General features: G+C 73.9%; 8 protein-coding genes. 4 read left to right on the forward strand and 4 right to left on the reverse strand.

Annotated elements, in window-relative coordinates:
- The first annotated feature begins 189 nt into the window (after nucleotides 1-189).
- Nucleotides 190-1,695, forward strand: coding sequence for a hypothetical protein (locus tag Dvina_RS30795; RefSeq protein ID WP_223092818.1), 1,506 nt, complete (start codon nucleotides 190-192; stop codon nucleotides 1,693-1,695).
- A gap of 134 nt (nucleotides 1,696-1,829) precedes the next feature.
- On the opposite strand, the gene Dvina_RS30800 is transcribed toward Dvina_RS30795, so the two are convergent.
- From Dvina_RS30800 to eccB, 3 genes are all read right to left on the reverse strand, one after another.
- Nucleotides 1,830-3,113 carry a WXG100 family type VII secretion target gene (locus tag Dvina_RS30800; RefSeq protein WP_223092819.1) on the reverse strand — a complete coding sequence of 428 codons (1,284 nt, stop codon included), beginning with the start codon at nucleotides 3,111-3,113 and terminating at the stop codon, nucleotides 1,830-1,832.
- Nucleotides 3,110-3,487: a hypothetical protein gene (locus Dvina_RS30805; protein ID WP_223092820.1), complete on the reverse strand. Its 378-nt coding sequence runs from the start codon at nucleotides 3,485-3,487 to the stop codon at nucleotides 3,110-3,112. The genes Dvina_RS30800 and Dvina_RS30805 overlap by 4 nt, the downstream gene beginning before the upstream one ends.
- A gap of 119 nt (nucleotides 3,488-3,606) precedes the next feature.
- Nucleotides 3,607-5,097 carry a type VII secretion protein EccB gene (gene eccB / locus Dvina_RS30810; protein WP_223092821.1) on the reverse strand — a complete coding sequence of 497 codons (1,491 nt, stop codon included), beginning with the start codon at nucleotides 5,095-5,097 and terminating at the stop codon, nucleotides 3,607-3,609.
- Between the two features lie 170 nt (nucleotides 5,098-5,267).
- Between eccB and Dvina_RS30815 the strand changes: the two genes are divergently transcribed.
- Together Dvina_RS30815 and Dvina_RS30820 are read left to right on the forward strand one after the other, a co-directional pair.
- The gene (locus Dvina_RS30815; RefSeq protein WP_223092822.1) at nucleotides 5,268-6,431 is read left to right on the forward strand and encodes a type VII secretion protein EccE; all 1,164 of its coding nucleotides are present in this window, start codon (nucleotides 5,268-5,270) and stop codon (nucleotides 6,429-6,431) included.
- A complete protein-coding gene (locus tag Dvina_RS30820) occupies nucleotides 6,428-7,105 on the forward strand; it encodes a hypothetical protein (protein WP_223092823.1) in 678 nt (225 codons plus the stop codon). The genes Dvina_RS30815 and Dvina_RS30820 overlap by 4 nt, the downstream gene beginning before the upstream one ends.
- Nucleotides 7,106-7,151: 46 nt before the next feature.
- On the opposite strand, the gene eccD is transcribed toward Dvina_RS30820, so the two are convergent.
- Nucleotides 7,152-8,546 (reverse strand): type VII secretion integral membrane protein EccD, encoded by a 1,395-nt coding sequence (gene eccD, locus Dvina_RS30825; RefSeq protein WP_223092824.1) that lies wholly within the window; start codon nucleotides 8,544-8,546, stop codon nucleotides 7,152-7,154.
- 148 nt (nucleotides 8,547-8,694) lie between these two features.
- On the opposite strand from eccD, the gene eccCa reads away from it, so the two are divergent.
- Nucleotides 8,695-12,642, forward strand: coding sequence for a type VII secretion protein EccCa (eccCa, locus tag Dvina_RS30830; protein WP_223092825.1), 3,948 nt, complete (start codon nucleotides 8,695-8,697; stop codon nucleotides 12,640-12,642).
- The last annotated feature ends 3 nt before the right edge of the window (nucleotides 12,643-12,645 follow it).

The raw sequence follows: 12,645 nt of genomic DNA on the forward strand, positions 1-12,645 counted from the left end.
GCCGTCGGCTCGACCGTACCGTCGGTGACGCCATGACCGTTATCGACCGAACCGGTGGCCCGCCCGATCGCGCGGCGGACCTGCTCCGGGCCGCCGCCCGGATGCGCCATCCGTTACGGTTCTCGATCGGTGACCCGATTCGGGGCGGCTCACCGGGGCCGCCCCGACATGGATTGTGAGGCTGGCGGCATGGGGGCGAACGGCAACGAGTGGTCGCCGTGGGCGATTCCGCCGGGAGACGTCGCCGGGGGTGACGCCCCGGTCGCCGAGCCGGCCCCGGTCAACCCGGCCGACGCGCCCACCGCCCAGCACCCGGTCGTGCCGGTCGCCCCACCGATCGCACTGCCACCGGCCGCGCCACCACCGGTCCCGCTGGCACCGGCCGCGCCACCGGCCTACGGTCCGCCGCCGCCGGTCGCTGCGCCGCCGCCGGTGTTCGGGCCGCCGGGGGCTCCGGTCGCGGGCGGGCGCCGGCGGACCGGGCTGGTGCTGGCGGCGGCGGGGGCCGCCGTCGCTGTGGTGGCCGGTGTGGTGGCGGTCGTGGTGCTGCGCGGCTCGGATGACGGCACGCCGTCGTCGGCCGCCGTGCAGGGGCCGCAGTCGTCGGCCGGGGCCGAGCAGAGCGGTGCCGGGTCGCCGGCTGCGGGCGGCAACCGGGACATCGCGTCGCCGCTGCCGAGTGCTTCGACGCCGCCCGCCCAGCTCGAGCCCGGATTCGCGCTCACCGCGGGGCAGGCGCTGCGGTCGGCGAACGGGAAGTACACCCTCACGCAGCAGCCGGACGGCAACCTCGTCCTGGCCGACGAGGCGAAGCGCGTGCAGTGGTCCTCGCAGACCTCGGCGAACCCGGGCGCGACGGCCAGCCTCGACCGCACCGGGGACTTCGTCGTCTACGCCAAGAGCGGCACCGTGCTGTGGCGCAGCTCCGTCAACGGCCAGGGCGCGCTGCTCCAGGTCCGCGACGACGGCACCGCCACGATGACGCGGGCCGACCGGCAGGAGGTCTGGTCGAGCAGAAACGAGCGGACGCGGCTGTACCCCGGGCAGGCCCTCAACGCCGGCCAGCAGCGCCGATCGTCCGACGGCCGGTTCTCCCTGGCCCAGAACGCGGACGGCAACCTGGTCGTGACCGACGCCGGCAAGAAGGTCGTCTGGAATGCGCAGACCAGCGGCCACCAGGGCGCCTACACGCTGATGCAGTCCGACGGCAACCTGGTGGTGTACGGCGCCGACAAGCAGCCGCTGTGGTCCTCCGGCACGTTCGGCAGCAGCGGGGCCGCGGCTGTGCTCAACACCGACGGGAACCTCGCGCTCACCGTCGGCGGCAAAGTCGTCTGGGGCACCGCGACCGACGGCACCACCAAACTGACAGCCGGCCAGCGCCTCCTGGCCGGCCAGTCCCGCGCGGCGCCGAACGGCCAGTTCACGCTCCTCATGCAGCCCGACGGCAACCTGGTCCTGCAGAACGCGGCCAAGGCCGTCCTCTGGCGCAGCAACACCGGCGGCCACCCCGGCGCCTCACTGCGGATGCAGGCCGACGGCAACCTGGTCGTCTACGAGGGCGGTACCGGCTCCACCACAGCGCTCTGGAGCACGAAGACCACCGGCCGGGCCGCCACCTACCTGCAGGTCCTGGACAACGGCACGGTCACCCTCAACACCGCGGCCGGCCAGGCGGTCTGGAAGGCCCCCTGACGCATGTCGTCCGGGCCCGGGCAGCCGCGTGCGGCGGCGGCCCGGCCGGGCCCCCATCGCGGCGCCGACTGACAACGGCCCCGGTCCGACAGCTGTCGGACCGGGGCCGGCGTGCGTGGCGCGGGGCCGGGGGCTCAGTAGACGGTCGGGTCCTCGTCGTAGCCGGGCTGCCGCTGCTGCGGCGGGCGGGCGTGACGCGGCGCCGGGGGCTCGGGCGCCGGGTCGGCGCCGCCCAGGACCGCGGGAGCGTTGGGCAGGTCGTCGCCCCACACCATCTCGTCCTCGGTCAGCCAGGTGCGGTGCTCCTCGTCCTCGTCCTCGAGGCCGCGGCGGGCCGCGGCGGCGCCGCCCGGGCCGCCCCGGGCCCCCCGGTTGATGCCCAGGCTGCCCTCCTCGGCCATGCCGGACGGGACACCGGAGAACGGGTTGCCGGGGCGGCCGATGCCGCCGGCCGCCTCCGCGTTGGCCAGGTTGGCACCGGCGCCGGCGCCGGCGCCGAAGGGGAGTTTGCTCGCGCCGTAGGCGCCGAGGCCGATGGCGGCGGCCGCGCCGAGGCCGGCCGCGGTCATGCCGCCCGGGCCGCCGAGCAGCGAGCCGCCGGTGCCGGACAGGCCGCTGCCGTAGACGAGGGAGTCGGCGTCGGCGTCGGGGTCGGGGATCGCGCCGGTCGTGTCGTCGGCGCCGGAGAGGCTGGTGACCGTGCTGGTCTCGGTCGGGTCGACGACCGGGGCGGCGGTGAAGGTGGCGGCGTTGGTGCCGGCCGGGCCGGCGTGCACCGCCTTGGTGCCGGGGCCGGTCGTGGTGTCGGTCAGCACGTTCGTCGTGTCGACCGGCACGCCCTCCTCGGGGCCGGTCACCTCGTCCGGCATGCGGTCGGTGGTGTAGTAGCCGACGGCCAGGTCGGTGACGATCTGCACCATCCGGTCGTGGGCCTTCTTCTTCTCTTCCTCGTCCTCGTCGTGACCCATCCAGCCGCCGATGACGCCGCCGGCCACCATCCCGGGCGGGCCGAGCGGGGAGCCGATGGCGGCGCCGATGGCCGCGTCCTTGATGGTCTTGTCGTGGTCGTCGGTCTTCGCCGGGTTGTCCTTCTCCGCCTGCGTGCGGGCCTCTTTCAGCAGCGGCACCCAGTTGGTCAGGGTGGTCTGCACCGAGTCCATGTCGGCGTGCAGGCTGGAGGCGAAGTCCGCGATGAGACCGAGGCGGCGCTGATACTCGATGCCGGCGTCGCTCGCCCAGCTCTTGTGCAGGCCGGCCAGGTCGGCGTGCAGCGTGTCGCGCAGCGTGCCGAGCGTGTTGCGCAACGAGGTGATCTTCGCGGCGACCGCGGCGACCTGTTCGGGGTCGCTGGCCATGATCTGCTGGTACAGCTGCTCGTGGCTCACGCCCGCGTACTTGGCGTGGAAGTCTTCGGTCACGGCTGCTCCCCGAGGGCCGTGGGCACGGTGGAGAGGGCGCCCTTGATCTCGTTGGCCTGAGCCGCGTTCAGCGACTCGGTGGTGTGGTAGTTGGCCGCGATCGTGGTCGTCGCCTTCTGGGCGGCGGTGATCGCGTTGTGCAGCTGCTGGACGCGCTGCTCGAACTGGTGGTACAGCGCCGTGTAGGCCTGCTCGGCCTTGACCGCGTCGTCGAACGTCCCGAGCTGGGGCACCTTGACGATGCCGCCCGAGGTGAGCGTCGCGTCGTGCTGCAGACTCGTCAGCACCGTCCGGGCCTCACTCAACCGCCCGGCGAGCCGGGTGTTGAACTCGCCCAACGAGATCATGTTGATCGATGAGCCTTCGCCTGGCATGACCGTCCCACCCCCGTAGCCGTCGGTCGCACATCATAAACACACTCGTACGCTGCCCAGAGTAATCGATGCGCGCCCATCCGCGCCGCCCCGTTCCCGGCCGCCGCGGGGCCCGCCGGTCAGCCCGACGAACGCACCGACGGGGTGGCCGCCACGTTGCCCGCGGGCAGGAAGCTCAGCGCGGCCGCCGGGTCGAGCGTCGGCCCGGTCGGCACCAGCGCGAGCAGGTCACGGTCGATCGGCACCGGCTTCACCTCACCGAACCCGAGCGACGCCTGCGCACCCCCGCCGGACGAGCCGGCACCGCCGTCGCCGGACTTCGGCCCGGCCGCCAGCGGATACTTGATGCCCTGGTCGGTGATCAGGTACACCGTGGTCACGGCGTCCGAGCCGGGGACCGGCAGCAGCCGGACCAGCGCGCCGTGCCCGCCCGCGATCACCACCCGGTCGGCGCTCAGCACGCCGTCGATCCCGTTCCGGGGCGCGCTGACGTCGCCGTTGGTGATCTGGGCGAGGGCGCCGGGGATCTGGCCGTGCAGGTCGACCGTCAGGGTCTGCGCGGCCGGGTCGGACTGGCCGGCGGCGAACTTCGCGCAGACGGTGGTGCCGGCCGGCACCTGGCGCATCGTCCACAGCGTGCGCGGCATGCCCGGCGGGTCGAAGTCGACGTTGGCGAGCGCGGCGCCGGCCACGGCCGGGGCGAGCTCGGTCGGGCGGGCGGCGCCGCCGGCCACCAGCAGGTCGGCCGTCACCTCACCGATCGTGGCCAGGCCCTGCGCGAGCATGACGTAGTAGACGTTGTTGCTGCGGTACAGCGTGCCGACGGGTACCGATGCGCCGCTGATCTTCTTCTGACTGGCCCCGCCCTTGCCGGGGATCACCGGCACGGCCAGATCGGGGCCGGCGGGCAGCGCGTTGACGAACGCGTCGTCCACGACCACCGGCCGGACCGCGGAGAGGTTGAGCGCCGCGCGGACCGGGCCGCTCGACTGCCCGGCCGGCACCTTCAGCCGCACCCCGTGCAGCAGCACGAACGTGGCGCCGTCGGTGCCGAGCTGCATCAGCATGCCCTCGTCGCCGAGCCCGGCGCCGTCCGGGACGGCGCTGCCGATCAGCAGCGACGTGGTGAGCGTCGCGGTCGAGGCCGAGCGTGGCCCTTCGCACACCTGCCACGGCAGCCCCAGCAGCGACTTGGCGTCGGGCAGCGAGTCGGGCGCGCCGGCGATGCCGACCGGGACCCCGCGCGGGATGTCGCGCAGCTTCTTGCTGGAGACCGTGGAGACGCTCGGGGTCGCGCTGCCCATGATGAGCCGGGCCGAGGCGTAGTTGAGCACCGGGTACAGCCGGCCCTGCAGGTAGACGAACCGGGCCCCGGACTCCTCCTCGATGACTATCGAGTTCTCCTCGACCGAGCCGCCGCCGGGGTTGATCTGCCCGTAGATGCCGAACGCCGCGAAGACGATGGTGGCGAGCATGACGCTGCCGAAGATGGCCAGACCGAGCCGGCGCATGGGCAGATCGGTCGTCTCCGGCTCGCCGGAAAGCAGGGCCGACACGATTCGCCGCGTGACGAAACGGTGCGCCCGGACCTGCTCACTGCGAGTACGCATGCAGCCTCTTCCTCACTTGCCTCGCGCTGGGCTGGCGCCGCAGATCGGCACGGTCCCCTTAGGATAGGTGCCGGACGATAGGGTGCGGGGACCCGGATCGCCACTGCGGCCGGGCGGTGTGACGCGAAAGGCAGCGGATGGCGACGGTGGCCTCGGTTCCGCGACAGCGGGTGGCAACGCGGACGGTCTTCGCCGTCCGGCGGCGGCGCGGCGGACTCGGCGACTTCCCGATCGGCCGGGTGATGCTCGCCCAGGTCGCGCTCCTGGCCATCGCGCTGGCCGTGCTGGTGGCCGACCCGTTGCTCAAGGTGGTCTGCGGGGCGGCCGCGGTGGTGCTGCTGCTGGCCGTCTCCGTCCGCATCGGCGGCCGGTGGTGGCTGACGCAGCTGCGGCGCCGGGGCGCACTGAGAGTCCGGCGCCAGGCCGCCCGCCGGGCGATGGGTGTGGCGACCCGCAGCGGCGACACCCGCCTCGTCGCGCTGGCCGCGCTCGCCCCCGGCGCCTCGATCGGCGAGTTTCACGACCGGGGCAGCGACATCGGCATCGGCCAGGACGAGCACGGCTGGTACTGCGCGCTCGTCGTCGCCCCGTTCGCCTCGCTCGACGGCACCCGGCGGGCCTCGTTCTCGCTGGACCGCCTGGCCCGGGTCCTCTCCGAGACGTCGGTGCCGGTCTCCCGGATGCAGGTGGTCACCTGTGCGCTGCCCGCGCCGCGCGAGCTCGCCGGCGCCGCGGTCGCCCAGTCCTACCGTGAGCTGCTCGGCAACGACCCGGTGCCGGCCGACCAGACGATCTGGGTCGCGGTGCGGCTCGGCCCGGCGGACGCCGCCGACGCGGCCGCCAGCCGGGGTGGCGGCGTGGAGGGCGTGCACCGCGCGCTGGCCACGAGCATCGCCCGGATCGGCAAGGCCCTGTCCGAGGTCGACGTGCCACACCGGGTCCTCGACGGGCTCGAGCTGCTCGACGCGGTCAGCGGCGCGATCGGCGGTGCGGCCGGCCCCGGCGCCGAACACGCACAGTCCTGGCAGGCCGACGGCCTGTCGCAGGTGTGCTTCGAGGTCACCGAGTGGCCGTCGGGGCACCCGGCGGAGTTCCTCACCGGCTTCAGCCACCTGCCGGCGTCCCTCGTGAGCGTGTCGGTGCTGGTCAGCCCGGCCGAAGGCGAGGTCGGGCTGCGCGGGCTGATCCGGATCGGGGCGCCTCCGGGCGGCATCGGCAACGCCGGGCGGGCCGTCGAGGAGCAGGCCCGCCGGGCCGGCGGCCGGGTGCGGCGGCTGGACGACGAGCACGGGCCCGCCGTCTACGCGACCTGCCCGACGGGAGGCGGAGCATGAGCGCGGGACCGGTCGGCGCCGGCGCGGGCACCCATCTCGGCGCGGCCGAGCAGCTGGCCTGGCTGCGGGTCCAGGCCGACCCGGCCGGGCTGGTGCTCGGCCGCAGTGTCGAGCGCGAGCTGGTGCCGGTGCGGCTGTTCCGCGAGGACCCGGTCCGGGCCACCCTCATCGGCGGCTGGTGGCTGGCGTCGCTTGTGGCCTTCCGGGCGCTCGCGGTGGGCGCCCTGGTCGCGGTCAACACGACGGCCCCCGATCGCTGGCACCCCCTCGTGCGGGCCGTGCAGGGCTCCGACCGGCTGGCCGTGATGGTCGGTGACCGGCCGGTCAAGGCGGCCGCCAGCTGGTCGAGCCCGATGCTGCTCATCGACGACCTCGGCCCCTACGCGCCCGCCGCCCGCGGGACCCTGACGCCCTGGCAGACCCGGCTCACCGTGCTGCCCTGGCTGACCCCGGCCGGCGCGGTGGTGGCCGGCTCGGCCACGCTGCTGATGACCCAGCGGCTGGCCCCCGAGGAGGTCGGCCTGCTGCGGATGGACGACCGGACGGCGGGCCTGATCCAGGCCATGCACGACGACATGGTGGCGCTCGTCGGCGGCGGCGCCAATCGCTACGTCTGGCTGACCCCGACAAGCGTGGAGACGCACTTCTTCGGGGCGCCGCACCGCTCGCGCTGACCGCCGGCGCGAGCGGTGCGCCGCTGCGGGCGCGGCGGGCGGGCGTTCAGGCCTTGAGCGAGCGGACCCAGGCGTAGAGGTTGCAGACCCACAGCACCAGCGGCACCACGGAGACGATGAGCGTCGTCTCCAGGATGTCGAGCACCCGGGCCCAGACGGGGCTGATCCGCCGCCCGGCGCCGGCCAGGCCGAAGCCGACGCTGATGATCGCCAGCACGATGAGCGTCCCGAGGACCAGGGTGAGGCGCTGCATCGCGGACGTGGCGAGGAACCCGGCCAATGCCACCGCACCCAGCGCCGCCGAGCCGGCGATGAGCAGCGGCAGCCGCTGCCTCAGGCCGAGGAACCAGCGGGCCCGGATCAACAGCAGCAGCGCCAGAACGGCGCACAGGATCAGATCGGGCACGGCGTGACTGACGGCGAGGACGACGGCCGCGCCCAGGCCGACGGCGGCGACCCAGCCGAGCATCGCGGTCAGGAACTCGTCGGCCCGCCGGCTGCGCTCCAGCACCCGCTGCCCGTCCACGGTGGTGGCGTCGGCCCGCAGCTCCTCCGGGTCGGTGGGGACCGTCGGGATCGGCAGCCGGGCCATGCGGTAGGACAGCATCGGCGTGGCCGGCAGCAGCGCGAAGGCCAGGGCGAAGACCACGGCGGCACCGGCCGCGGGGCTGCCGCCGAAGACCAGGTCGATCGCGGCGCCGATGCAGATGGCGACGCCGGCCGCCGCCGCGGCCAGGAACACCGGTGTGGCGTCGGCCACGGCGACCGCGGCGATGCTGGCGAAGACGGCCACCGCGGCGCCGCCGATGAGCACGTTCGCCGCGCTGAGGTGGGTGAGCGAGCGGTCACCGGCCAGCACCAGCAGCCCGCCGATCCCGCCGTACACGATGCCGACCAGACCGAACGCGACGCCGGAGCGGCTGTCGGCAAGCGCCCGGGAGGTGATCATCCCGGTCAGCACCAGCGCCGCCCCGACGACCAGACCCACCAGCGCGCCCGGCAGCTGCGGCGGCCCCGCCGCCAGCGCGACGAGCGCGCCGGCGAGCAGCGCGCACACGCCGAGACCGAGGGCGAAGCGGCGGGCGTTGGCCGGCTGCCAGCGGCTGCCCCGCTCCTGCGTGCCGGTGGCGACGGCGTCGACGACGTCGTCGAAGACCACCTCGGGCGCGGCCTGGGCGCGGGGCGTGAAGTACAGCAGCTCGCCGTCGCGGATCTCCAGCTGGGCGCTGGTCCGCGACGAGTCGAGCGGCAGACTGCCCAGCCGGGACAGCACCCAGCCACCGTTGCTGACGCCCTCGTCGGCCAGGTCGGGCCGGGCGTAACGCAGCAGGGTGGGCAGCAGGTCGGCGAGGGGGACGTCGGCCGGAAGGGCGAGGTCGACCCGGCTCTGCGGGGCCACGATCGTGACCTTGCTCAGCCCGCCGCCGGCAACGGTCGGCACGAGGGGCACTCCTTCTTCGTCAGGACTATTAGGCTCACTCGATGTCAGGCAGAGCGTACCCAGAACGGCCTTCGTCCAGGGGCCCCCGGGTCATGGTTACGGCACGCCGGTCAGACTGTCACGCACGGGCCTGACCAGGGAGGGAATCGTGAGTACCGTCATCTTCGGCCGGCCGCCCCGGCAGCAGGGCCCTCAGCTGCCCCGCGGTGAGCTGCTGCTGGAGTCGCCGCCGGAGCTGCCCGAGAACCTGCCGGGCGGGGCGGGCCGGCTCCTGATGCTGCTGCCGATGGTGGCCGGCGCGGGCGCCATGGCGTTCATGTACGCCGGCCGCGGCGGCGGCATGATGACGTACGTGACCGGCGCGATCTTCGCCGTGTCGATGCTCGGCATGGGCGTGGGCTCGATGGCCGCGGGCGGCGGGGGCAACAGCAAGGCCGAGATCGACGCCGAGCGCCGCGACTACATGCGCTACCTGGCCCAGGTGCGCCGGCAGGCCCGGCGCGCGGCCGCGCAGCAGCGGGCCGCGCTCGCCTGGTTGTATCCGCCGCCTGACGCGCTGTGGTCGATCGCCGCGTCCCGGCGGATGTGGGAGCGGCGGAGCACCGACGACGACTTCGGCCAGGTCCGGGTGGCCGTCGGGCCGCAGAAGCTGGCCGTGAAGCTTGTCACGCCGGAGACGAAGCCCCTGGCGGACCTGGAGCCGATGAGCGCCATCGGCCTGCGCCGGTTCGTGCGCGCGCACTCCATCGTGCCCAACCTGCCGATCGCGGTGTCGCTGCGGGCGTTCGGCCGGGTCGTGCTGCAGGGCGATCGGCCCACCACGACCGCCCTGGCCCGGGCACTCGTCGGCCAGCTGGTGACGTTCCAGGCGCCCGAGGAGCTGGTGATCGCGGTGGTGGCCGCGCCCGAGCGCCAGGGCGAGTGGCAGTGGGTCAAGTGGCTGCCGCACGCCCAGAACCCGCGCCAGGTCGACGGGGCCGGGCCGGTCCGCCTGGTCGCCTCCACGCTCACCGAGATGGAGGAGATGCTCGCCGACGAGCTGGCCGGCCGGCCGCGCCACCGCTCGGAGGCCAAGCCGCTGACCACGGCCGCCCACGTGCTGGTGGTCCTCGACGGCGGCGAGGTGGCCCCGACCTGCCAGCTGCTCGGCCCGGGCCTGCAGGGCACCACGGTGCTCGACCTGTCCGGCATGGTCCCCCGCGACGCCGGCAAGTGGCTGCTGCACCTCACCGTCTCCCCCGGCTCCGCGCACGTCAGCCAGGGCACCAAGAGCACGTCGCTTGGCACGCCCGACGCGATGACGATCCAGCAGGCCGAGGGGCTGGCCCGCCAGCTGTCGGCGTATCGGCTGTCGCAGCAGGCCACCGCCGACGAGCCGCTGGCCCGCACCATGGAGCTGCCGGACCTGCTCGGCCTCGGCGACGCCGCGAACATCGACACCCGGATCAACTGGCGCCCCCGGCCGCTGCGCGAGCAGCTGCGGGTGCCGCTGGGCCCGGGGCCGGACGGCTCGGTGGTGGAGCTGGACTTCAAGGAGTCGGCGCTGGAGGGCATGGGCCCGCACGGCCTGGTGGTCGGCGCGACAGGCGCGGGCAAGAGCGAGCTGCTGCGGACGATCGTGTCGGCGCTGGCCGTCAACCACTCCTCGGAGGACCTCAACTTCGTCCTCATCGACTACAAGGGTGGTGCGACGTTCGCCTCGATGGAGGCGCTGCCGCACACCAGCGCCGTCATCACCAACCTGAAGAACGACCTGCCCCGCGTCGACCGCATGCAGGAGGCCATCCGCGGTGAGCTGGTGCGCCGCCAGGAGCTGCTGCTGTCGGCGGGCAATTTCGTCAACCGGCACGAGTACGAGAAGGCGCGCAAGGCCGGCGCACCCCTGAACCCGCTGCCCAGCCTCATGGTGATCTGCGACGAGTTCAGCGAGCTGCTGCAGGACAAGCCGGACTTCATTGATCTCTTCCTGCAGATCGGGCGAATCGGGCGGTCGGTCGGGGTACACCTGATGCTCGCCTCGCAGCGGCTGGAGGAGGGCAAGCTGCGGGGCCTGGACACCTTCCTGTCCTACCGGATCGGTCTGCGCACGTTCACCCCGATCGAGAGCCGGATCGTCCTGGGCGTCCCGGACGCGTTCGACCTGCCCAACCCGCCCGGGCACGGGTACCTCAAGGACTCCTCGACAATGCTGCGCTTCCGGGCCGCGTACGTCTCCGGCCCCTACCGCGAGGTCACCAAGACGCGCGCCGCCCAGGTCCAGGTGCAGCAGCGGGTGGTGCCGTACGGCGTCGGCCGGGTCGCCGTGCCGGAGCTGCCCAAGACGGTCGAGCCGGAGCAGCCGGAGCAGGCCGAGGGCAAGCAGATCACCATGCTGGACGTGATGATCAGCAAGCTGCAGGGCCAGGGGCCGGCCGCGCACCAGGTCTGGCTGCCGCCGCTGGCCGAGTCGTCCACGCTCGACATGCTGCTGCCGGCGCTGTCGGCCGACCCGGCCCGCGGGCTGACGCCGGCCGGCTGGAACGGCAACGGCCGGCTGATCGCCGCGGTCGGCATCGTGGACCGGCCGTTCGAGCAGCGCCGTGACCCGATGGGGCTGAGCCTGGACGGCGCCGGCGGCCACGTCGTGGTCGTCGGCGGCCCGCAGGCCGGCAAGAGCACCCTGGTGCGCTCGCTCATCGCCTCGCTGGCGCTTACCCACACCCCGCTCGAGGCGCAGTTCTTCTGCATCGACCTGGGCGGCGGCACGCTGCGCTCCCTGGAGGGGCTGCCGCACACCTCCGGCGTGGCCGGGCGCCGCGACACCGAGTCGATCCGCCGGACGGTGGCCGAGGTCGCCGCGCTGCTCGACGAGCGCGAGGCCCGCTTCACCGCGCACGCGATCGACTCGATGGCCGCCTACCGGGCCCGCCGGGCCTCGGGCGCCGTCACCGACGACCCGTTCGGCGACGTGTTCCTGGTCGTGGACGGCTGGGGGCTGTTCCGCGACGAGCACGAGGAGCTGCTCCCGGTCGTCAACCAGGTCGCGGCCCGCGGGCTGGGCTTCGGGGTGCACGTGGTCCTCACCGCCACCCGGTGGGCCGAGGTCCGCTCCAACCTGCGCGACCTCATCGGCACGAAGATCGAGCTGAAGCTCGGCGACCACAACGAGTCCGAGATCGACAGGCGCGCCGCGAACAACGTCCCCAAGGTGCCCGGACGCGGCCTGACCCACGACAAGCTGCACTTCCTCTCGGCGCTGCCGCGCATCGACGGCCAGCAGCGCCCGGGCGACCTGTCCGACGGCGTGGCCGACATGGTGCAGCGCATCGCGGAGGCGTGGCCCGGCGCGCCGGCGCCGAAGGTACGGCTCCTGCCGCGCCTGCTGCCCGCGGCCGACCTGGCCCGCATCGCCGACCCGGCGCAGCCGGGCATCCCGATCGGGCTCAACGAGACGCACCTGGCGCCGGTGCACCTCAACTTCGACGTCGACCCGCACCTGATCGTCTTCGGCGACTCCGGCTCCGGGCGGACCAACCTGCTGCGGCTGATCGGTCAGTCCCTCGTCGCCCGGCACAGCCCCGACCAGGTCAAGTTCGTCATCGGCGACTTCAGCCGCGGCCTGCTCGGCGCGTTCCCCAACGAGTACGTGCTGGCCTACTCTCCGTCGAGCCAGGCGCTCACAGAGACGCTCAACTCGGTCCGCCAGGCCATCACCAACCGGCTGCCCGGTGCCGACGTGACCCCCGAGCAGCTGCGCCGCCGCAGCTGGTGGAAGGGGCCGGAGGTGTTCGTGCTGATCGACGACTACGACCGGGTGGCCGGCGTCGGGGGCAACCCGGTCGCGGCGCTCGTCGACCTGCTGCCCCAGGCCCGCGACGTCGGCCTTCACCTGATCGTCGCCCGCCGCACCGGCGGCGCCGCCCGGGCGCTGTTCGAGCCGGTCATCCAGCGGCTGCGCGAGATCAACGCCCCTGGCCTGCAGATGTCGGGCAACCGGGAGGAGGGTGTATTGTTCGGCAACCTCCGGCCCAGCCAGCAGCCGCCCGGGCGCGGCTTCCTGGTCCGCAACACCGATCAGGTGGAGCTGATCCAGACCGCATGGGTGGACCCGGTGTGACCA

Source organism: Dactylosporangium vinaceum, from assembly GCF_019904175.1.
Classification (GTDB): domain Bacteria; phylum Actinomycetota; class Actinomycetes; order Mycobacteriales; family Micromonosporaceae; genus Dactylosporangium; species Dactylosporangium vinaceum.